20 protein-coding genes are annotated in these 21,404 nt (G+C 64.7%); 5 read left to right on the top strand and 15 right to left on the bottom strand.

The features are described from left to right. The first annotated feature begins 44 nt into the window (after window positions 1–44). The 3 genes from rpoZ (at window position 45) to EA795_RS01805 (ending at window position 2,960) form a co-directional block, all read left to right on the top strand. Window positions 45–308, top strand: a complete 264-nt coding sequence (gene rpoZ / locus EA795_RS01815) for a DNA-directed RNA polymerase subunit omega (protein WP_014854314.1) — start codon at window positions 45–47, stop codon at window positions 306–308. A gap of 61 nt (window positions 309–369) precedes the next feature. Further along, window positions 370–2,478: a bifunctional GTP diphosphokinase/guanosine-3',5'-bis pyrophosphate 3'-pyrophosphohydrolase gene (gene spoT, locus EA795_RS01810; RefSeq protein ID WP_058074674.1), complete on the top strand. Its 2,109-nt coding sequence runs from the start codon at window positions 370–372 to the stop codon at window positions 2,476–2,478. 101 nt (window positions 2,479–2,579) lie between these two features. Then, window positions 2,580–2,960, top strand: a complete 381-nt coding sequence (locus tag EA795_RS01805) for a RidA family protein (RefSeq protein WP_122075187.1) — start codon at window positions 2,580–2,582, stop codon at window positions 2,958–2,960. A gap of 46 nt (window positions 2,961–3,006) precedes the next feature. Here EA795_RS01805 and EA795_RS01800 read toward each other — a convergent pair whose 3' ends face one another. From EA795_RS01800 to EA795_RS01790, 3 genes are all read right to left on the bottom strand, one after another. Further along, window positions 3,007–3,591, bottom strand: coding sequence for an OmpA family protein (locus tag EA795_RS01800; RefSeq protein WP_205891463.1), 585 nt, complete (start codon window positions 3,589–3,591; stop codon window positions 3,007–3,009). Next, entirely contained in the window at window positions 3,588–4,049 is a 462-nt protein-coding gene (locus EA795_RS01795; RefSeq protein ID WP_122075185.1) for a FecR domain-containing protein, read from the bottom strand. Before EA795_RS01795 ends, EA795_RS01800 begins: the two co-directional genes overlap by 4 nt. Before the next feature lie 209 nt (window positions 4,050–4,258). Continuing rightward, window positions 4,259–5,017, bottom strand: a complete 759-nt coding sequence (locus EA795_RS01790; RefSeq protein ID WP_122075183.1) for a substrate-binding periplasmic protein — start codon at window positions 5,015–5,017, stop codon at window positions 4,259–4,261. Window positions 5,018–5,792: 775 nt separating this feature from the next. Here EA795_RS01790 and EA795_RS01785 point away from each other — a divergent pair. Then, window positions 5,793–7,757: an AAA family ATPase gene (locus EA795_RS01785; RefSeq protein ID WP_122075181.1), complete on the top strand. Its 1,965-nt coding sequence runs from the start codon at window positions 5,793–5,795 to the stop codon at window positions 7,755–7,757. A gap of 215 nt (window positions 7,758–7,972) precedes the next feature. Here the strand turns inward: EA795_RS01785 and EA795_RS01775 are convergent, their stop codons facing one another. From EA795_RS01775 to EA795_RS01755, 5 genes are all read right to left on the bottom strand, one after another. Then, the gene (locus EA795_RS01775; RefSeq protein ID WP_065984423.1) at window positions 7,973–8,587 is read right to left on the bottom strand and encodes a TPM domain-containing protein; all 615 of its coding nucleotides are present in this window, start codon (window positions 8,585–8,587) and stop codon (window positions 7,973–7,975) included. An 18-nt stretch (window positions 8,588–8,605) separates the two neighbouring features. Beyond that, a complete protein-coding gene (locus EA795_RS01770) occupies window positions 8,606–9,361 on the bottom strand; it encodes a TPM domain-containing protein (protein ID WP_122075179.1) in 756 nt (251 codons plus the stop codon). Then, a complete protein-coding gene (locus EA795_RS01765; protein ID WP_058073952.1) occupies window positions 9,358–9,966 on the bottom strand; it encodes a LemA family protein in 609 nt (202 codons plus the stop codon). The genes EA795_RS01770 and EA795_RS01765 overlap by 4 nt, the downstream gene beginning before the upstream one ends. Window positions 9,967–10,157: 191 nt before the next feature. Next, window positions 10,158–11,378: a CaiB/BaiF CoA transferase family protein gene (locus EA795_RS01760; RefSeq protein WP_122075177.1), complete on the bottom strand. Its 1,221-nt coding sequence runs from the start codon at window positions 11,376–11,378 to the stop codon at window positions 10,158–10,160. A gap of 94 nt (window positions 11,379–11,472) precedes the next feature. Next, window positions 11,473–12,654 carry an acyl-CoA dehydrogenase gene (locus EA795_RS01755; protein WP_014854327.1) on the bottom strand — a complete coding sequence of 394 codons (1,182 nt, stop codon included), beginning with the start codon at window positions 12,652–12,654 and terminating at the stop codon, window positions 11,473–11,475. Window positions 12,655–12,827: 173 nt separating this feature from the next. On the opposite strand from EA795_RS01755, the gene EA795_RS01750 reads away from it, so the two are divergent. Next, the gene (locus tag EA795_RS01750) at window positions 12,828–13,736 is read left to right on the top strand and encodes a LysR family transcriptional regulator (RefSeq protein ID WP_122075296.1); all 909 of its coding nucleotides are present in this window, start codon (window positions 12,828–12,830) and stop codon (window positions 13,734–13,736) included. A 508-nt stretch (window positions 13,737–14,244) separates the two neighbouring features. Here EA795_RS01750 and EA795_RS01745 read toward each other — a convergent pair. From EA795_RS01745 to EA795_RS01715, 7 genes are all read right to left on the bottom strand, one after another. Next, entirely contained in the window at window positions 14,245–14,619 is a 375-nt protein-coding gene (locus EA795_RS01745; RefSeq protein WP_014854329.1) for a helicase, read from the bottom strand. A 150-nt stretch (window positions 14,620–14,769) separates the two neighbouring features. Next, window positions 14,770–15,042, bottom strand: coding sequence for an HU family DNA-binding protein (locus EA795_RS01740; RefSeq protein ID WP_014854330.1), 273 nt, complete (start codon window positions 15,040–15,042; stop codon window positions 14,770–14,772). Window positions 15,043–15,188: 146 nt separating this feature from the next. After that, the gene (locus EA795_RS01735) at window positions 15,189–16,373 is read right to left on the bottom strand and encodes an NAD(P)/FAD-dependent oxidoreductase (RefSeq protein WP_014854331.1); all 1,185 of its coding nucleotides are present in this window, start codon (window positions 16,371–16,373) and stop codon (window positions 15,189–15,191) included. Between the two features lie 36 nt (window positions 16,374–16,409). Beyond that, window positions 16,410–16,577 carry a rubredoxin gene (locus tag EA795_RS01730; RefSeq protein WP_058073947.1) on the bottom strand — a complete coding sequence of 56 codons (168 nt, stop codon included), beginning with the start codon at window positions 16,575–16,577 and terminating at the stop codon, window positions 16,410–16,412. 107 nt (window positions 16,578–16,684) lie between these two features. Further along, window positions 16,685–18,388 carry an L-lactate permease gene (locus tag EA795_RS01725; protein WP_014854333.1) on the bottom strand — a complete coding sequence of 568 codons (1,704 nt, stop codon included), beginning with the start codon at window positions 18,386–18,388 and terminating at the stop codon, window positions 16,685–16,687. Between the two features lie 200 nt (window positions 18,389–18,588). After that, window positions 18,589–20,772 carry a malate synthase G gene (locus tag EA795_RS01720; protein ID WP_122075175.1) on the bottom strand — a complete coding sequence of 728 codons (2,184 nt, stop codon included), beginning with the start codon at window positions 20,770–20,772 and terminating at the stop codon, window positions 18,589–18,591. A 124-nt stretch (window positions 20,773–20,896) separates the two neighbouring features. Continuing rightward, window positions 20,897–21,301 carry a heme-binding protein gene (locus EA795_RS01715; protein ID WP_122075173.1) on the bottom strand — a complete coding sequence of 135 codons (405 nt, stop codon included), beginning with the start codon at window positions 21,299–21,301 and terminating at the stop codon, window positions 20,897–20,899. Window positions 21,302–21,404: the final 103 nt, after the last annotated feature.

Below are 21,404 nucleotides of genomic sequence, written 5' to 3'. Positions count from 1 at the left end.
CTCGCCCACTCGGGCACGCTTTACCGAATTTGATGAGGAACACCATGGCCCGCGTTACCGTTGAAGACTGCCTGGACAACGTAGATAACCGCTTCGAGCTGGTCATGCTCGCCACCAAGCGCTCGCGCCAGCTGGCGACCGGCGGCAAGGACCCCAAGGTAGCCTGGGAAAACGACAAGCCGACCGTGGTCGCCCTGCGTGAAATCGCGTCCGGCCTGGTGGACTACGACGTCATCGCCCAGGAAGAAATCGTCGACGACGAGCCGCTGTTCATCCAGTACGAGGAAGAGCCCAACGAGGCCCTTTGAAGTAAATGCCAGGTCGAAGTCGAGCTGCGAACATCCGGTCCCGCCGGCAAGGAGCAACACCTTGCCAGCCATAGACACTCTCGCGGATCGCCTGTCGACCTACCTCGGCCCGGACCAGGTCAACCTGGTTCGCCGCGCCTATTTCTATGCCGAACAGGCCCACGACGGCCAGCGCCGGCGCAGCGGTGAAGCCTACGTCACCCATCCCCTCGCGGTAGCCAACATCCTCGCCGACATGCACATGGACCATCAGAGCCTGATGGCCGCGATGCTGCATGACGTCATCGAGGACACCGGCATTCCCAAGGAAGCTTTGATCGCCCAGTTCGGCGAGACCGTGGCCGAGCTGGTCGACGGGGTCAGCAAGCTGACCCAGATGAACTTCGAGACCAAGGCCGAGGCCCAGGCCGAAAACTTCCAGAAGATGGCCATGGCCATGGCCCGCGACATCCGCGTGATCCTGGTCAAGCTCGCCGACCGCCTGCACAACATGCGTACCCTGGAAGTGCTGGCCGGCGAGAAGCGCCGCCGCATCGCCAAGGAAACCCTGGAAATATACGCCCCCATCGCCAACCGCCTGGGCATGCATTCGATGCGCGTGGAATTCGAGGACCTGGGCTTCAAGGCCATGCACCCGATGCGTTCCGAGCGCATCCGCGCCGCGGTGCGGCGTGCCCGCGGCAACCGCAACGAGATCGTCGAGAAGATCGAGCAGTCGCTGATCCACTGCCTCGAACGCGAAGGCCTCGAAGGCGAGGTGATGGGCCGCGAGAAGCACCTGTTCAGCATCTACAAGAAGATGCGCGGCAAGCGCAAGGCGTTCAACGAGATCATGGACGTCTACGCCTTCCGCATCGTGGTGGACAAGGCCGATACCTGCTACCGCGTGCTCGGCGCCGTGCACAGCCTGTACAAGCCGCTGCCCGGCCGCTTCAAGGACTACATCGCGATACCCAAGGCCAACGGCTACCAGTCGCTGCACACCACGCTGTTCGGCATGCACGGCGTGCCCATCGAGATCCAGATCCGCACCCGCGAGATGGAAGAGATGGCCAACAACGGCATCGCCGCACACTGGCTGTACAAGTCCAACGAAGGCGAGCCGACCAAGGGCACCCACGCCCGCGCCCGGCAATGGGTCAAGGGCGTGCTGGAGCTGCAGCAGCGCGCCGGCAACTCGCTGGAGTTCATCGAGAGCGTCAAGATCGACCTGTTCCCCGACGAGGTCTACGTCTTCACCCCCAAGGGCAGCATCATGGAGCTGCCCAAGGGCTCGACAGCCGTCGACTTCGCCTACGCGGTGCATACCGACGTCGGCAACACCTGCATCGCCTGCCGGGTCAATCGGCGCCTGGCACCACTGTCGCAGGCGCTGGAAAGCGGTTCCACAGTGGAGATCGTCACCGCGCCCGGCGCACGCCCGAATCCGGCCTGGCTGAACTTCGTGGTCACTGGCAAGGCCCGCACGCACATCCGTCATGCGCTCAAGCTGCAGCGTCGTTCGGAATCGATCAACCTGGGCGAGCGCCTGCTGAACAAGGTGCTCACCGGTTTCGAGACCAGCCTGGACGCCATCTCGCCCGAACGCATCAGGGTGGTGCTCGGCGAATACAACAAGGATGTCATCGAAGACCTGCTCGAAGACATCGGCCTGGGCAACCGCATGGCCTACGTCATCGCCCGCCGCCTGCTGGCCAGCGACGGCGAACAGGCGCCGACCGCCGAAGGACCGCTGGCGATCCGCGGCACCGAGGGCCTGGTGCTCAACTACGCCAAGTGCTGCACACCGATCCCCGGCGACCCCATCGTGGGTCACCTGTCCGCCGGCAAGGGCATGGTGGTGCACCTGGATACCTGCCGGAACATCGCCGAAATCCGCCACAACCCGGACAAGTGCATCCAGCTTTCCTGGGCCAAGGACGTCACCGGCGAATTCAACGTCGAGCTGCGCGTCGAGCTCGAGCACCAGCGCGGCCTGATCGCCCTACTGGCCGGTAGCGTCAATGCCGCCGACGGCAACATCGAGAAGATCGGCATGGACGAGCGCGACGGCCGCATCAGCGTCGTCCAGTTGGTGGTCAGCGTGCACGACCGCGTCCACCTGGCTCGCGTCATCCGTAAGCTGCGGGCGATCAAGGGCGTGATGCGGATTACCCGGGTCAGGGCCTGACAGCCGCAAGAGGCTGGTCACATCGGCTTGGCTTCGTCTAGCATCTCGCCTCTACTCCAGCTTCAGGCTTTCCGCTTCAAGCGCTCGAACGAGGACTCCCCATGCCACGCACCGTGATCAGCACCGACAAAGCCCCCGCCGCCATCGGCACCTATTCGCAGGCCATCAAGGTCGGCGACACCGTCTACCTGTCCGGGCAGATCCCGCTGGACCCGAAGAACATGGAGCTGGTGGAAGGTTTCGAAGCGCAAGCCGTACAGGTGTTCGAGAATCTCAAGGCCGTGGCCGAAGCGGCCGGCGGTTCGCTGAAGGATATCGTCAAGCTCAACATCTTCCTGACCGACCTGGGCAACTTCGCCACCGTCAACGAAGTGATGAGCCGCTACTGCCAGCAGCCGTATCCGGCACGTGCCGCCATCGGCGTTGCCGCACTGCCCAAAGGTGCGCAGGTGGAAATGGACGCGGTTCTGGTCATCGACTGACCGGCTCCAGGCCGGCGCGGTGCAACACCGAGCCGGCGCATGCTTATCAGCGCACCAGCACCTCGACCCGCCTGTTGCGCGGCTCGGCAGTGGCATCCGGTGTGGCCACCAGCAGATTGCGCTCCCCGTGGGATTCCACGTGCAATTCCATCGCCTCCAGCCCTCTGGCCCGCAGCAGCTCGGCGATAGCCTGGGCGCGGCGTAAACCGACCTGCTCGTTGGCGGCACGATGGCCCAGGGTGTCGGTGTGGCCGATCACCGTGACCACCGGATAATTCCGATGGCGGGCGGCCAGCAGAATGCCGTCCAGCAGTTGCTCCGTGGCGCTGTCCGGCTCACCGGATGAGGCCGGATGCAGGATGAACCGTTCGGGCAGGGCCGGCTGGGCGGCCAGCGCCCGGTCGAAATCCGTCTTGCGGCGCATGTCGGATACGACATAGGGCTGACCACTCCCCGCTATCGCCATAGCCTCGCCAGACGTCTCGAGCAGCCGCTGCCCCTCGTCGCCAAGCATGACTCCTCCATTCCCGTTCGCATCGTCCGCCAGCATCACGTAGGAATGCTGCGCACAGCCACCCAGCGCCGCCATCATCAGCAGCGCCAGCGTCTTGGTCAGCGATAGCCGCTTCATGGAGTCACCTTCATCAATACCTGGCCACCGCGCACCCCGACCCGGCCCTCTGGGGTCTCGACGGCGACCGCCTGCGGATCGAGTCGGGCCATGTCGCCGGTGATCAGATTCAAGGTGCCGCGATTGAGCGTCGCGCGCAGACGCAGCTCATCCGCTGCCGGGGCGAAGCGGTAGTCGTCGAGGGTCAGCTCGCTATGCGGACCGAACGACAATACGCTGCCGTCACCGAGGATCACGCCCAGCGCTCCTTTTGCGCCGGTGCTCAATGCCACACCCGGCACGATCGCCTGGCCGACCTTGGCGGCGTTGGTGTAGCCACGGCTGCTGATGTAGGCAGCGCCTTCCACTCGGGCGACATGTCCTACCGGTTCCGGCAGGTTTTCGGCCGAGGCCGGCACTATCCAGGCTGCGGCAACCAAGCAGAAGGCACGCAGCATGTAGTTGTTGAGACAGCTCATCGAAATTCTCGAATCGTCGGGAGTGCAGTTGGAGCGATCTCCTCGCTCCACAGGCTAAGGCAGCCCAGACCGGCAAAAAATCCCCTACCGTTTCGTTTTCCGTTCAGTCTGCCAATAGCCGGGCCTCATGCGGGCCAGGACCGACTCAGCGCGCTCGACTACACCTGCAAGCGCCGACTCCGCTCTAGGGTCTGCTGATGCGAAGCATCTCAGTTCACGTAGCGGCGCGCCGCCTGTTGCAGCAGCCCTTCCTGCTTCATCTGATCCAGGGTGCGCTGAAGCTTCTCGACGACGGCGTCGGGCGTTTCCTTGTTCATCGCCAGGTACAGATCGACCCGGCTCAGGGTCAATGCGACAGCAAGAGGACCGACCCCGGCCTGTTTCGCCTCGTACTCACCGGACGGATTGGTGGTCGCCCACAGGTCGAACTGGCCAGTCTTCAGCTTGGCCGGCGTATCGATCAGGGAACTCTGCACCTCGATACCGCGGTTGATCAGGTACTGACTGCCTACGCTGCCATCCTTCGAGCCGATCCGGTACTGCCTGGCATCGTCCAGGCTGGAGACCTGGATCGGGCTGTCGGGAGTCTTGAGCAGCACGATCTGAATCTCGCTGAGCGGACCGACCCACTTGTACCTGGGCTCGCGCTCGGGCGTACGGCTGAGGGAGAACACGGCGAAGCCGGGGGTCTTCTCGGCCAGTTGCTGCAAGCGGCTCCACGGGAAACGCAGGGTCATCGCGTAGGGCACGCCCGCGCGCTTGAACAGGGCGGCGACCACCTCGGCGTCGATGCCGCCGATCGCATCCTCCCTGGCGAAGTTCTTGCCATCGACGGCCATGCTGAACGGCGGGAAATTCTGCGTGAGCAGGTTGATCGTCTCTTCGGCGGCATTGGCCGGGGCGAAAGGCAGAAGGGCCATCAGCGCGCCCAGAAAAGCGGAGCGGATACATTTGTTGTGGGTTGGCATGTCTGGAGGTCTCGGGTCGATCGGACGTTATTTTTCTGTGCCTCCCCGGGCAGCGGCCCAGCTCGGCTGTCGGCAGGTTTTCGTTGCCACGGCGGTTCGTAATTGAGCGACCGCGCCCGGCGATGAATCCTAGGGTCTGTTCCCGTTTCGTCGCGAGCCGCGTTGCAGCGCCAAGTGGCGCCAGGCAAGGCGCGGGACGCAGGCAATGGTGAACCCTTGCCAAGTCTCGCAACGCCGCAGGGCGCCACTTGCCGCGCAACCCTTTGGGCCGGGCCAGTTTTTGCGCGATGCTGCGTTTCTCGTCGCTCATATGGAATGACCAAACTTCCCTCCTCGCGCCTTGCTTCGCGCAAAAACTGGCTCCGGCGCGGCCGCGGACGAAACGGGAACAGACCCTAACAGGCCATCGCACGACAAACTCTGCATCGGATCACTTATGCGACTGAAGCCATTCGTAGCGTGCCCTCAATGTGCGGCGAGACAGACGCCGCGACGCGGTTTGCGCCATACGCTCCGCTTGCACGGGCAACCGGTCATTCGTCGAAAACCTGCCGTCCGTTCGTCGCGCAGCCGCTCCCATGGTGGCACTTGCCGTATTCTCGCCGGCTATCGGAGTCTGCCGACCCGAGACACAGTCGGGCATATAAATCGCATCCAAAGGATCCGAACTGTGGTGCGCCATGCCATTGGCGCCGCGGGATCTCCGCAAACAACTGTGGTCCGCCTCCCGGGCGGTGGTTTGTCGAAACATCGGGCCTTCCCGATTGGATGTGAAATGAAAACACCACGTCTGCTACAAGGTCGCCGCGGCCCTGTGCTCTCCGTTTTGCTGCTCCTGCTGATCGCCGCTTGCGTGGCCTATTGGCAGTTGCGCCCAACCGCCCCGTCGACGCCGGTCACCGGCGCGGCGGCCAGCATGCTTGAAGCCCTGCAGGACTCCACCGAGCCCTGGCAGGCCAATCGCCGTGACCTCTCGGTATTGATGAGCGATCTGCGTGGCGCCGCCATCGCCAGCGCCGCGCTGGGCAAGGATGCGGTCTATGTCAGCCTGAACGATGGCTTACGCTATTGGATACCGGACCAGTCCGGACACGTCGCCCGGCTGCTGCTCGAGCAGTACGCCCAAAGCGATGGCGAGCTGTTCCCGCTGACGATGTTCCAGACCGACGCGGAGAAGCCGTTCTACAGGTTCCTGCTGCCGTACTCGCCGATCGCCCTGTTGCTGATCGGCGCGGCGCTGTTCTTCGTCATGAAGACCCGCAACTTCGCCGTGCAACGCAAGGGCAGCGGCATCGGTTTCGCCGACGTCATCGGCGCGCACGAAGCCAAGCAGGCGCTCAACGACATCACCGCCTACCTGCGCGACCCGGCCGCCTACGCCGCGCTGGGCGCCCGCCCGCCTAAGGGCGTTCTGCTGACCGGCGAGCCCGGTACCGGCAAGACCCAGCTGGCCAAGGCGCTGGCAACCGAATCCAACGCCAGCTTCATCCAGGTGACCGGCAGCGACTTTTCCTCGATGTACTTCGGTGTCGGCATCCAGAAGGTCAAGGCGCTGTTTCGCACCGCGCGCAAGCAGGCGCCGTGCATCATCTTCATCGACGAGATCGACGGCATCGGCAAGCGCGCCGAGCAGCAGCGCTCCAGCGACGCCGAGAACAACCGCATCATCAACCAGTTCCTGGCCGAGATTGATGGCTTCGATGCCGCCAGCGGCGTGCTGGTGCTGGGCGCGACCAACTTCCCCAACTCCCTCGACCCGGCGCTGGTGCGCGAAGGTCGCTTCGACCGCTCCATCGCCGTCGGCCTGCCGGGCCTGGAAGACCGCGAAGCGCTGTTCCGCCTCTATGCCGGCAAGGTCCGCGCCAGCGACGGGCTGGACCATGCGCAGCTGGCGCGCAACACCGTCGGCCTGACGCCCGCCGCCATTGCTCATATCGTCAACCATGCGGCGCTGCTGGCCGCGCGCGCCGGCGCCAGCTGCGTGGACATGAGCCATTTCGTCGATGCCATCGAGACCTGCCGCATCGGCGAACAGCCCAGCGGTGTCACGCCGCTGTCGGCCACCGACCGCAAGCGCATCGCCGTGCACGAGGCCGGCCACGCCCTGGTCGCCGCCGCGCTCAAGGTCGGCCGGGTGGAGAAGGTCACCATCCTGCCACGTGGCCAGGCACTGGGCGTCACCCTGGTCACCCCGGTGGAGGACAAGCGTCTGCACATGGCCTCCGAGCTGCGCAACCGGATCCAGATGCTGCTGGCAGGGCGCGGCGCCGAGTTGCTCTACTTCCACGAGGTTTCTTCCGGCGCCGGGCAGGATCTGCAGGAAGCCTCGAAGATCGCACTGTCGATGGTCGGCGCGCTGGGCATGGGGCCGAACGGCTCGCTGCTGAGCCTGCAGGCGGTGCGCGAGGCGCATATCGAGTTCGATTCGGGCGAGTCGATTCGTGCCGCCGACGAGCTGCTCAAGCAGCTGGACCGCGAGTGCCAGACGCTGTTGCAACGCATGAAGCCGGCGCTCGACGAAGTCTCCGAGCGCCTGTTGGCCGAGGAAACCGTGCCTGGCGAGGACGTGCTGGCCGCGATCGCCAGGCTTGCGCACCCTGTCCACGAGGCCAAGGTCAGCCCACTGCTTGCGCCGGCGCTGAGCGCCATCGACCGCGTCGCGGCCAATACCATGGAGAACGACTTCGGCCTCAATCTGCCGGAGGAGCCTCAAGCGGATGATGGCCCCGGCATGGCCTGAGAATGCCCGGCACGGTAAACGCCAGGTTGCCGTTCTCGCTCCCGTAGGGTGGATGGCCGAAGCCATCCACGCGAACGATGCGCAGGCCGGCACGAACCTCAGCTTCGGCGCGGGGCATGTACCGGCGCGCTACGCGTGGAAAATCGCTGCGCGAGTTTTTCACCCTACGGTCTGATAGGGGAGCGAACCGTCGGACCGTGCCTCGTCGACCGCACTCAGATCATCACCAGCCGGTTCGGCAACTGGTTGCGCACCTGGGTCGCCGGGACATGCTGCTTGAGCAGTGAGCCGCACGCCTCGATGCAACCGAGGAAACCTTCCAGCACCTGGCCATCGTGCACCCGCTCGGTGAAGTTGGCGACGATGGCTTCCCAGGCGCCATTGTCGATACGGCTGGCGATACCACGGTCCACCAGGATCTCGACGTAGCGCTCGGCTTCCGAAACGAAGATCAGGATGCCGGTGCCGCCCTCGGTATGGTGCAGGTTGCATTCGATGAATTGTCGCCGCGCCAGGTTGCAGGCGCGCCAATGACGGACCTGGCGCGGAATCAGGCGGGTCGTCAGGCTGGGCAGGCGAAACGCCAGCGCCAGCACGATGAAGGTCGCCCACTGCACCAGCAGCAGTTGCCAGGCGCTCAGGGCCGTGGTGAAGAACAGCGCCGCACCGGGCACCACCAGCGCGATCAGCCCGGCCCACAGCAACGGAATGTAGCGGTAGTCGTCGGCCTGCTCGGCCAGCACCGTTACCAGTTCGGCATCGGTTTCGCGCTCGACGCGATCGATGGCCTCGACCACCTGCTGCTGCTCGCTGAGTGTCAGTAGAGTCATTGCGCTTCCATCATCCGATTACCAGCCACCCGAGGCGCCCCCGCCACCGAAGCCGCCGCCTCCGCCGCCGAAGCCACCCCCTCCAAAACCGCCACCGCCGAAACCGCCGCCACGCCCCATGCCACCCAGCAGCGCGCCGAGCAGCAGGGCGCGACGTCCGCCCCCGCGTCCGCCGCGCCCCCCGCCGATGACGAAAATCGCCACCAGCATGAGGAAGAAGCCGAGGATGCCCAAACCGCTCGGCTCCTGCGTGCCCATCGGCATCGCCGGACGCATCGCCGCGCTCTGCAGCGGGTCGCTACCGAGGACCTGGATCATCGCCTCGGTGCCATCGGTGATGCCCCGGGCGAAGTCGCCCTGCTGGAACGCGGGCACGATGATGCCGTTGATGATCAGCGAAGACTGCGCATCGGTCAGGCGCCCTTCGAGTCCGTAGCCGACCTCGATGCGCACCCTCCGGTCATCCCGGGCGACGATCAGCAGCGCGCCGTTGTCCTCGCCCTGCTGGCCGATGCCCCAGGCCCGCCCCAGCTGCACGCCAAATTCCTCGATGCTGCGCCCTTGCAGATTCGGCACGGTAACGACCACCACCTGCTCGCGGGTGGCCTGCTCGTGCGCGGCGAGCATGCTGGTCAGCCTCGCCTCGGCCTGGGTATCGAGCAGTTCGGCGTTATCCACCACCCGGCCTGTCAGGCTTGGCAGCTCGGGTTCCTGGGCCACCAGACCGCCGGCCCAACCCAGCAGGACCAGGCTCAGTAGCAGGCTACGAATCATTGAAACTGCACTTGCGGCGCCTGCTCGGCGTTCTCGGCGGTGGCCTCGAAGTTCTCGCGAAGCGGCATGTCGCTGTACATCAGTGTGTGCCAGATGCGTCCGGGGAAGGTGCGGATCTCGGTGTTGTAGCGCTCCACCGCCGCGATGAAGTCGCGCCGCGCCACGGCGATGCGGTTCTCGGTACCCTCCAGCTGCGATTGCAGGGCGAGGAAGTTCTGATTCGACTTCAGTTCCGGGTAGCGCTCGGAGACCATCATCAGTCGGCTCAGGGCGCCGGTCAGCTGGTTCTGCGCCTGCTGGAACTGCTGCAGTTGTTCGGGATTGTCCAGCGTACTGGCATCGACCTGGATGGAGGTCGCCTTGGCTCGCGCCTCGACCACCGCCGTCAGGGTCTCCTGCTCCTGGCGGGCGAAGCCCTTGACCGTCTCGACCAGGTTGGGAATCAGGTCGGCGCGGCGCTGGTATTGGTTTTCCACCTGGGACCAGGCGGCTTTCACCTGCTCGTCGTATTGCGGAATGTTGTTGATGCCACAGCCGGTCAGCAGCCAGGACATGAAAAGCACGGCCGCCAGTTGCCAGGTGAATCGGGAATGCTGCCTCTGCATGATGCGCTCGTCCGCTAAAGGGTTACCTCCCATAAGAATGGCCGGACGACCGGAGAGTTCAGCTCGCCTGGCGGAGGCCCGCGTTCCGCATCGGCGAATCACTGCAGCGGATCGCGAGCAAGCTCGCTCCTACGGGCGGGTATGGTGTGTAGGAGCCAGCTTGCTGGCGAAGCTTCTATACGTCTCGGTCGTCAAATCACTCCGGCGTACCGCAAGGCCGCTATCTGCTCTTCATTCAGCCCCAGCAAGCTCTGCAGCAGCGCCTCGCTGTGCTCGCCCAGCAGTGGCGGTGGGTTGCGGTAGGCCACCGGCGAGGAGGACAGGCGCAACGGGCTGGCCACCTGCGGCACGCTACCGGCCAGCGGGTGCGGCACGTCGACCTTGAGGCCACGATGCCGTACCTGCGGGTCGGCAAACACCTGGGCAAGGTCGTTGACCGGCCCGCAAGGCACTCCAGCCCGCTCCAGCGCCGCCAGCCATTCGGCGGTGGTGCGGAACACCGTGGCCTGGCGAATCAGCGGAATCAGCTCGGCACGATGGGCGACCCGCGCCTTGTTGCTGGCGAAACGCGGGTCGGCGGCCCATTCGGGATGACCGGCGACTTCGCAGAACTTGCGGAACTGCCCGTCGTTGCCGACCGTGAGAATGATGTCGCCATCGGCCGTGGGAAAGTCCTGGTAGGGCACGATGTTCGGATGGGCATTGCCCATGCGCCGCGGCGCGACGCCGGTGGTGAGGTAGTTCAACGCCTGGTTGCCGAGACAGGCGACCTGCACGTCCAGCAGCGCCGTATCGATATGCTGGCCCTCACCCGTGCGCTCGCGGTGGGCCAGTGCCGCCAGCACGCCGACCGTGGCGTAGAGCCCGGTGAGGATGTCGGTGAGCGCCACGCCGACCTTCACCGGCCCGGCGCCCTCCTCGGCATCGCTGCGGCCGGTCAGGCTCATCAGCCCGCCGAGGCCCTGGATCATGAAATCGTAGCCGGCGCGTGAGGCATAGGGTCCGTCCTGGCCGAAGCCGGTGATGGAGCAGTAGACCAGCCGCGGATTGATCGCCTTCAGGCTTGCGTAATCCAGCCCATGGGCCGCCAGCCCGCCGACCTTGAAGTTCTCCAGCAGCACGTCGCTCTGCGCCACCAGCTCGCGAACGATGCGCTGGCCTTCGGGCCGGGTGAAATCGAGGGTCAGCGACTGCTTGTTGCGGTTGGCGCTGAGGTAGTAGGCCGCCTCGGCGGTGTTTTCACCCTGCGCGTCCTTGAGGAACGGCGGGCCCCAGTGACGCGTGTCGTCGCCGGTAACGGGGCGTTCGACCTTGATCACCTCGGCGCCGAGATCACCGAGGATCTGCCCGGCCCAGGGTCCGGCGAGCACGCGAGACAGATCGAGAACGCGGATATGGGATAACGCGGACATGCTGGATTCCTGCGTAGGGTGGAAAACGACCGCAGGTCTTTTCCACCAGTGGTTGGCGGTGGAAAACGCTGGCGCGGTTTTCCACCCTACGGCTTCAGAAAAACGCCTGGATGCCGGTCTGCGCCCGCCCGAGGATCAGCGCGTGCACGTCATGGGTGCCCTCGTAGGTATTAACCACCTCGAGATTAACCAGATGCCGCGCCACACCGAACTCGTCGCTGATGCCGTTTCCGCCGAGCATGTCGCGCGCCATGCGCGCCACGTCCAGCGCCTTGCCGCAGCTGTTGCGCTTCATGATGGAAGTGATCTCCACCGCCGCCGTGCCTTCGTCCTTCATCCTGCCCAGGCGCAGGCAGCCCTGCAGGGCCAGGGTGATCTCGGTCTGCATATCGGCGAGTTTCTTCTGGATCAGCTGGTTGGCTGCCAGCGGGCGGCCAAACTGCTGACGGTCCAGCACGTACTGGCGCGCGGTGTGCCAGCAGAACTCGGCGGCGCCCAGCGCGCCCCAGCTGATGCCGTAACGGGCGCTGTTCAGGCAGGTGAAGGGCCCTTTCAGACCGCGCACATCCGGGAAGGCGTTTTCCTCGGGACAGAACACGTTGTCCATCACGATCTCGCCGGTGATGGAAGCACGCAGGCCGACCTTGCCGTGAATCGCAGGTGCACTCAGGCCTTCCCAGCCTTTTTCCAGCACGAAGCCGCGAATGGCACCCTCGTCATCCTTGGCCCAGACCACAAAGACGTCGGCGATGGGGCTGTTGGTGATCCACATCTTGCTACCGGAAAGCCGATAGCCACCGTCTACCTTCTTCGCACGGGTGACCATCGAGCCCGGGTCGGAGCCATGATTGGGCTCGGTCAGGCCGAAGCAGCCGATGAACTCGCCGCTGGCCAGTCCGGGCAGGTACTTCTGTTTGGTCGCCTCGTTGCCGAACTCGTTGATCGGCACCATCACCAGCGAGGATTGCACGCTCATCATCGAGCGATAGCCCGAATCGATGCGCTCCACTTCGCGGGCGATCAGGCCGTAGCACACGTAATTCAGACCGCTGCCGCCATAGGTTTCGGGAATGGTCGCGCCAAGCAGGCCGGTCTCGCCCATCTCGCGGAAGATCGCCGGATCGGTACGCTCGTGGCGGAAGGCCTCCAGCACCCGCGGCGCCAGCTTGTCGGCGGCGAACTGCGCAGCGCTGTCACGCACCATGCGCTCTTCCTCGGTCAGTTGCTGATCGAGCAGCAGCGGGTCGATCCAGTTGAAGCGTGCGTTGCCGGCCATAGAGGCTCCTCTCGTAGTCGTGGCCCGCTTCGGGCGCGGGCGGGATGTAAAGATCCTAGGCGCTACCTGCACTACCGACAAACGAGAATTTCGCAACGATCTGTGCGATTTCCTCACTCCAGGATAAGCTGAGCGCTTTCTCCATCCGCATGAGCGATGAGGCTTACGCACAGATGCGTCGCAAGATACCCAGCACCGCCGCGCTGATCGCCTTCGAGGCCGCAGCCCGGCATGGAAGTTTTACCCGCGCCGCCGATGAGCTGGCGCTGACCCAGAGCGCCATCTGCCGCCAGATCGGCGGGTTGGAGACCTTCCTCGGGCTGGCACTGTTTCGCCGCTCGCGGCGTGGCGTGCAGCTGACCGAAGCCGGCCAGTCCTATGCCCGACGCATCGCCGCGCAACTGGATGCGGTGGAGCGCGACACCCTCTCGGTGATGGGCCAGCAGGGCGCGATGAGCCTGGAACTGGCCGTAGTGCCCACTTTCGGCACGCAGTGGCTGGTTCCTCGGCTGAAGCATTTCCAGGCGCAGCATCCGCAGATCACCCTCAACCTGACCAACCGCACACGGCCCTTTCTCTTCGCCGATACCGATTTCGATGCCGCCATTTATTTCGGCGATGGGGAATGGTCGGGCACCGAGGCGCACTTCCTGATGCCCGAGGACCTGCAGCCGGTCTGCAGCCCCGCACTGTTGCCCGATGGCAAGCCGCTGGATGCGGAGGCGCTGGCGCAAATGCCGCTGCTGCAGCAGACCACCCGGCCCTATGCCTGGCGCCAGTGGTTCGATGCGCTGGGGATGAAGGTCGCCCGGGACATGACCGGTCCGCGGCTGGAGCTGTTTTCGATGCTGGCGCAGGCGGCGGAGCATGGGATGGGGGTGGCGTTGATTCCGCCGTTCCTGATCCAGAGGGAGCTGGCCGAGGGGCGGTTGGTGCTGGCGCATCCGCAGGCCTATCGCAGCGAGACGCGGGCGTATTACCTGATGATTCCCGAGCGCAAGGTGGAGTCGGCGGGGTTGGTGGCGTTTCGCGATTGGGTTGCGGGAGAGGCGCGGGTTTGGCGGGACCAGGCCGGCTCCTGAAGCCTTCCGGCGAACGTTACCGGCATCGAGGGCTGTGTTGACCCGTGGCGCTTTATCCTGTCCCTTCGCTCCACGCTCGGCGTCCATGCCTCGCGTCCTACGCAACACTTGCGTTCGGCCTCCTGAAGGGAATTTGAGTCCGAGTCGTCTGACGGGGCGAGAGCCGGCTTTGCTTTTTCCTTCGCACGGGCTGACAGGCAACACCGCCCTCCCCTTGCAGGAGGCCGAATGGAGCCAGCACGCAGGGGGCGAGCGGCATGGATGCCGCGAGAGGCATAAAGGGCCAGGGACGGCCCTTGTATGCCGACCCCGAAGTGGTGGCGGAAGGAGGGAAGTCAGGGGGCGAAGCCCCCTGACCCGAATGTAGGGGTGCGCTTTCTTTTGCTTACTTTTCTTTGCGCAAACAAAGAAAAGTAAGGCGCCGTGCAAGGCGCAACCTGTAGTCCCGCGCCGAAGAAAGCGAAAGGTCCCACCCAAAGCCCTGAGCCAAAACTCGACGCCCCAAAAATCACTTCTTCTTGCGCGGCTTCAGATACTTGGTCAGTCCCTGAAACCACATCACCAACGCAGGATTCCCCTGAATCTGGATGTGCTTGTCCTGAATCCCCTGCATGAACGCCAGCTGCTTGTTCTTCGCCGTCATGGTCGCGTACCCGTAGGCGGCATCCTTGAAGCCCAGCGAAAAAGCCGGCTCGACCGCGGGACCGCTCTTGCTGGTAATGCGCTGGTCCTTGACGATGAAATGCCGCGCCACCTTGCCATCCAGCGTATGCAGTTGAAAGGTCAGGTCCTTGTCGCCCAGTTGCTGCTGGAAATCGGGATTGGTGCGGCTGGCCTTGCCCATCAGGCGGCCCAGCATCCAGAGAAGAAAGCGGAATTTCATGTTGTTTTTCCGACAGATGAAGAACGTTCGCGCATTGTAGCGGCTCGTCGGAACAGGAAAAGGACTTTGCGTGGTGAGAACAGAGCGGTCGGTAGCGGACCGGGCGGTCAGGGATTTACCCGGAGCCGGGCGGCTCCGGGTAGCGCGGGATCAGTTGATCGCGTCTTTCAGCATTTTTCCAGGCTTGAACGCCACGGTATTGCTGGCCTTGATGGTCACCGGCTCCCCCGTTTGGGGATTCTTGCCGGTGCGCGCCCCACGGTGGCGCTGCAGGAAGGTGCCGAAACCAACCAGGGTCACGCTGTCCTTGCGGTTCAGCGCGTTGGTGATTTCATCCAGAACGGCATTGAGTACACGATTGGCCTGATCCTTGGTGAGGTCAGCCTTTTCGGCGATGGCGGCCGCGAGTTCCGGTTTGCGCATGGTAGCCTCTGATGCTTTCTTGTTGTTGTGTCTGCTGTTCTCCGAACAGCGTTTCAAGGCGCTGCGACAGCTCAAGACCGCCGCAGGCTCGAGGAGAATGGCACGCTGCTAGCACTGGCGCCAGCCCCAAGAGGTGCTTTGTAGACTCAAGTCGAAGGCGTTAGCGCCAGAGCTTGCGGTAGTTCCGCCAGCAGCGGTGGCAATTCCTTGTTCAGGGCCAGTCGCCGCTGCACGGCCGTGCCAGTCAGCGCGTAGCCCAGCAAGCGCCCGTCGGCCGAACGAAACAGTGCGGTGACATCGTTGCCGTCGCCCTCGATGTCCCAGCTGCCCTCGCTACCGGCGGCCGGCGGCGATACCACCAGCGGGCACACCGGGGTCTTCACTGTAACCGGCATCGGCCCGTAGCTGACCGACACGGCAGTCCCGCTGAGCGTGCGCGACAGGGCTCGCACTCCGCTCATCAGCGGCATGACGTAGAGCAGATTGAGCCCGCCGACCTCGGCGCAATCCCCCAGCGCATAGACATGCTCGGCCGAAGTACGCAGGAAGCGATCTACCACGATGCCGCGCCCGACCTCCAGGCCGGCGGCCTCGGCCAGCTCGGTGCGTGGCCGCAAACCGACCGCGCTGACCACCAGATCGCACTCCAGGCACTGCCCATCGGAAAGCCGCGCCTGCAAGCCGCTGGCGGTGCGCTCCAATCGCTCCGCCACCACGCCGAAATGAAAACGGGCGCCCAGCGATTCCAGCCCCCGCCGCACGGCGGTTGCGGCTGCGGGCGGCAACAGGGTCGGCATGACCTGCGCATCGGGGGCCACCAGCTCGACTGCGTAACCGCCCTGCAGCAGATCATTGGCGAATTCGCAGCCGATCAGCCCCGCACCGAATATCAACACTCGGCGCTTGCCCTTCGCCGCTTCGCGAAAACGCCCGTAGTCGAGCAGATCGTTGATAGGAAAGACCGCATCGGCGGCATCGCCCGCCAGCGGAACCCGAACGGGCTGTGCGCCCCAGGCAAGCACCAGATCGCGATAGCACACCGGCTCGTTACCGATCCAGATCCGGCGATTGTCCGGGTCGAGCCGGGTCACCCGGGTGTGGGTGCGGATTTCGGCGTTGAGTTGAATGGCCATCTGGCCGGCGGAAAGCATGCCGAGCGCGTCGGCATCCTTGCCCATGGCGAAGCCGGTCGAAAGCATCGGCTTGGAATACGAGCGACCATCGTCGGCGGTGATCAGCAGCAACGGCGTTTCGCTGTCGTGCTTGCGAAACTCCCTGGCCAGGTTGTAGCCCGCCAGCCCCGTGCCGATGATTACCAGGGGTGCCGTCATGTCGCTTACCTCTTTCGTTGCCGTATCGATAGCGGATCAGTCGATCGCGATCATTTCGAAATCCATCTTGCCCACACCGCAGTCGGGGCACAGCCAGTCTTCCGGTACATCTTCCCAAGCGGTGCCAGGGGCAATGCCCTCGTCAGGCAGGCCCAGGGCTTCGTCATAGATGAAACCGCACACCACGCATTGCCATTTCTTCATGTCCACCTCGGCTTGTCGATTGCCGCACGCTATACCAGAACGCGGCGTTGCGCCAAACGCAAACACAACGGGCGGCCTAGGCCGCCCGTTGCAGTCAGCGCTGTCGCTTAGCCGGCGATGCCGGCCAGCGGATCGCTGATACCCATCACGTAGAACCCGATCAGGCCGATGCTGCCGGCCAGGATGAGGTAGTACAGTGTCGGCAGCATGGTCTTGCGCAGGGTGATCCCTTCGCGTCCCAGCAGGCCCACGGTCGCCGATGCCGCGACGACGTTATGGATGGCGATCATGTTGCCCGCCGCCGCGCCCACCGACTGCAGCGCCACCATCAACGCGCCGGACAGGCCCAGCAGGCCCGCGGTGTTGAACTGGAACTGCGAGAGCATCAGGTTGGAAACGGTGTTGGAACCGGCGATGAAGGCTCCCAGCGCACCGACGGCCGGGGCGAAGAACGGATAGATGTCGCCCACGCTGTTGGCCACCAGCTGTGCCATGGCCACCGGCATGGAAACCAGATCCGAGCCATTGACGCCGGAGTTGATCAGGATCCGCACCATCGGGATGGTGAAGATCAGCACGAAGCCCGCGCCGAGCAGGGTCTTGCTCGACTCGGAAAGGGCCGCGCCCAGCTCGCTGGCCTTCATCCGGTGCAGGAAGAAGGTGACCAGCACCACCATGCAGAGGATGCCGCCCGGCAGGAACAGCGGTTCGAGGGTGCCGGACACGCCGGTCTCGCCGAGAATGTCCTTCCAGCCGAAGCTGACGGCCATCAGGAGGCCCTTGACGTCGGGGAAGACGCGGGAGATCACCAGGAAGGCGGCCAGCAGCAGGTAGGGCGCCCAGGCCATCGGAACGGAGATCGGCGTCTTGCCGGCCACGTCCTCGATCTTCATCTCGATCTTGCCCATCCAGTCGGCAGGCCATTCGCTGGCCGGCGCGAAATCCCAGGTGTCCTTGGGCAGCAGGAAACCCGCCTTGGCGGCAGGCACCACGATGGCCAGGCCTACCAGGGCGCCGATCATCGAGGGGAACTCAGGGCCGAGGAAGATACCGGCGGCGGCGTAGGGGATGACGAACGCCAGGCCGGTGAAGACCGCGAACGGCGCCATTGCCAGGCCTTCGGACCAGGATTTGTTACGCCCGAAGTAGCGGGTCAGGATGCACAGCATGATCAGCGGCATCAGAATCCCGCAGATCGCGTGGATGATCGCGACGCGCGAGAAGATCAGGTGGAAGAACACGTCCCAGTTGCTACCGACTGCAGCCAGTTGCGCACCGATACCGGTCTGGTCCAGGCCGCCGCCTACGCCGACGATGATCGGCGTACCCACCGCGCCGAAGGAAACCGGCGTGGACTGCACCATCATGCCCATCACGACCGCGGCCAGGGCCGGGAAGCCCAGTGCCACCATCAGCGGCGCGGCCACCGCGGCCGGCGTACCGAAGCCCGAGGCACCCTCGATGAAACAGCCGAACAGCCAGGCCACGATCAGCGCCTGGACGCGACGATCCGGGCTGATGTTGGAGAAACCTCGGCGAATTGCGGCGATGCCGCCGGAATGCTTGAGGGTGTTGAGCAGCAGGATCGCACCGAAGATGATCCAGAGGATCGCGGCGGTGAGAATCAGGCCTTGCAGGGTCGAGGCAATGACGCGATTGAGCGTCATGTCCCAGGCCAGCAGGCCGATCAGTGCGGTGAGGACGAAAACCAGCGGCATCGCATACTTGGCCGGCCAGCGAAAGCCGATCAGCAATACGCCCGCCAGCACCAGTGGCACGAAGGCCAGGATGGATAGCAGAGTCTGACTCATTGTTGGGTTCCTTGTTTTTTGTATTGAACCGCTTTCATTCCGGGATAACCCGGTGCCACGCATGAATGACGCAGGTCATCCACAGGCGCCGACCGACTCTCGACGATCGACTCCCCCATGCTCGAAAGCCCCGAAGGCTTATCAGGCCTTCGGGGCTTGGTCTTACCAATAACCAGCTAGAAGCTGGCCATCAGCGATCTTCAACCGCCGTTCTGCTGCTTGAAGCGTTGGCGCCAGGCATGCAGCAGGGGTTCGGTGTAACCGCTCGGTTGTTCGCGCCCCTTGAATACCAGATCGCAGGCCGCCTGGAAAGCACTGGATTGCGCATAATCGCTCGCCATCGGCCGATAGAGCGGATCGCCTGCGTTCTGCTGATCGACCACCTTGGCCATGCGCTCCAGGGTTTCGCGAACCTGTGCTTCGCCGACCACACCATGGTAAAGCCAGTTTGCCAGGTGCTGGCTGGAGATCCGCAGGGTAGCGCGGTCTTCCATCAGGCCAACATCGTGGATATCCGGCACCTTGGAGCAACCGACACCCTGCTCGACCCAGCGCACCACGTAGCCGAGGATGCCCTGGCAGTTGTTGTCCAGTTCCTGCTGGATGTCCTCGGCGCTCCAGTTGCGCTGCGGCGCCACCGGGATGGTCAGCAGGTCGTTGGTCAGTTGCTCGCGCTCGCTGGCCAGGTCGATCTTCTCCAGCTCGGCCTGGACCGCCTGTACGTTCACCTGATGGTAGTGCAGCGCATGCAGGGTGGCGCCGGTGGGCGACGGGACCCAGGCGGTGTTGGCGCCGGCCTTGGGATGGGCGATCTTCTGCTCGAGCATGGCGGCCATCAGGTCCGGCATGGCCCACATGCCCTTGCCGATCTGAGCCTTGCCGCGCAGGCCGCAGTTCAGGCCGACCAGCACGTTGTTGCGTTCGTAGGCCTGAATCCAGGCGGTGCCCTTCATGTCGCCTTTGCGCAGCACGGCGCCGGCTTCCATGATGCTGTGCATCTCGTCGCCGGTACGGTCGAGGAAACCGGTGTTGATGAACGCCACGCGGTTCTGCGCGGCACCGATGCAAGCCTTGAGGTTGACGCTGGTGCGGCGCTCTTCGTCCATGATGCCGACCTTGAGGGTGTGGCGCGGCAGACCGATGAGGTCTTCGACGCGACCGAACAGCTCGTCGGTGAAGGCGACTTCGGCCGGGCCGTGCATCTTCGGCTTGACGATGTAGACGCTGCCGGTGCGCGAGTTGCCGCGGCGCTCGAGGTCATGCTTGGCGATCAGGCTGGTGACCACACCATCGAGGATGCCCTCGGGGATCTCGTGGCCCTCGCCGTCGATGATCGCCGGGTTGGTCATCAGGTGGCCGACGTTGCGGATGAACAACAGCGAGCGACCATGCAGGGTCAGGCTGGAGCCATCGACGGCGGTGTACTGGCGATCGGGATTCAGCTGGCGGGTCATCGCCCGGCCGCCCTTCTGGAAGGTATCGGTCAGATCGCCCTTCATCAGGCCCAGCCAGTTGCGGTAGACCAGCACCTTGTCGTCGGCGTCGACCGCGGCGGTGGAGTCTTCACAGTCCATGATCGTGGTCACGGCGGCTTCGATCAGCAGGTCCTTGACGCCCGCGGCATCGGTCTGGCCGATGGGGCTGTTCGGGTCGATCTGGATCTCGATGTGCAGGCCATTGTTCTTCAGCAGCACGGCAGTGGGCTCGACGGCCTCGCCCTGATAGCCGATGAATTTTTCCGGCTGCTCGAGGCCCGTGACGCTGCCGTTCTCCAGGGTGACCTTGAGCTGGCCGTCCTGCACGCGGTAGTTGGTCGCATCGGCATGGCTGCCTTCGGCCAGCGGCGCAGCCTGGTCGAGGACGTTGCGGGCGAAGGCGATGACCTTGGCGCCGCGCACTTCGTTGTAGCCCGGGCCTTTCTGCGCGCCACCCTCTTCGGAGATGGCGTCGGTGCCATAGAGCGCGTCATACAGCGAACCCCAGCGGGCGTTGGCGGCGTTCAGCGCGTAGCGGGCGTTGCCGATCGGCACCACCAGCTGCGGGCCGGCCTGGCTGGCGATTTCGCTGTCGACGTTGCTGGTGCTGACCTTCACCTCGCCCGGCTCCGGCAGCAGGTAGCCGATGGATTCGAGGAAGGCGCGGTAGGCCGGCATGTCGGCGATCGGGCCCGGATTGGCCTTGTGCCAGGTGTCCAGCTCGGCCTGCAGACGGTCGCGCTCGGCGAGCAGCGCGCGATTCTTCGGCGCCAGGTCGTGGACCAGCCGATCGAAGCCGCTCCAGAAGGCCGCGGCTTCGACGCCGGTGCCGGCCAGCACTTCGTCTTCGATGAAGCGCTGCAGGTTGGCCGCGACTTGCAGGCGGCCCAGGGTTACACGTTCGCTCATGACAAAACCTCTTCGTTCGTTACCGGCCCATGCCGGATGGCGGCGGGCTGCAGTGCGGCAGGCGCTACATGCGCGATGGCCGCACCTCGTTCAACCGCCAGCACTTGTCCTCTGGCTCAGCCGCTCAGTTGCCGACGGCTGCGACACCGGCCTTGGCCACCTGGGCGTCCTGGGTGGCGGTCACGCCGGAGACGCCCACCGAGCCGATCACCTGGCCGTCGACGATCACCGGCACGCCGCCTTCCAGCGAGCAGACCACCGGCGCGGACAGGAAGGCGTTGCGGCCGCCGTTGACCATGTCCTCGTAGCCCTTGGTTTCGCGGCGGCCGATGGCGGCGCTGCGGGCCTTCTCGGTGGCGATGTAGCTGGCGATCGGGGCACAACCATCCAGGCGCTCCAGGCCCAGCAGATGTCCACCGTCATCGGCGACGGCGATGGTCACGTTCCAGCCGTTGGCCTGCGCTTCGCTGCGCGCAGCGGCGAGGATGGCAGCAACTTCGGCCTGACCCAGTACGGCTTTGGTTTTCATGTTCTCTCCTTTCGAATTCGGGGTGCGCCAGGGCGCAGGTGTCTTTGTAGGAGCGAGCTTGCTCGCGAACCAAAACGACTTCGAGCTGCGATAATTCGCGAGC

Source organism: Stutzerimonas nitrititolerans (assembly GCF_003696285.1).
In the GTDB taxonomy this organism is placed as follows: domain Bacteria; phylum Pseudomonadota; class Gammaproteobacteria; order Pseudomonadales; family Pseudomonadaceae; genus Stutzerimonas; species Stutzerimonas nitrititolerans.
This window is presented reverse-complemented; position numbering and strand designations above follow the sequence as displayed.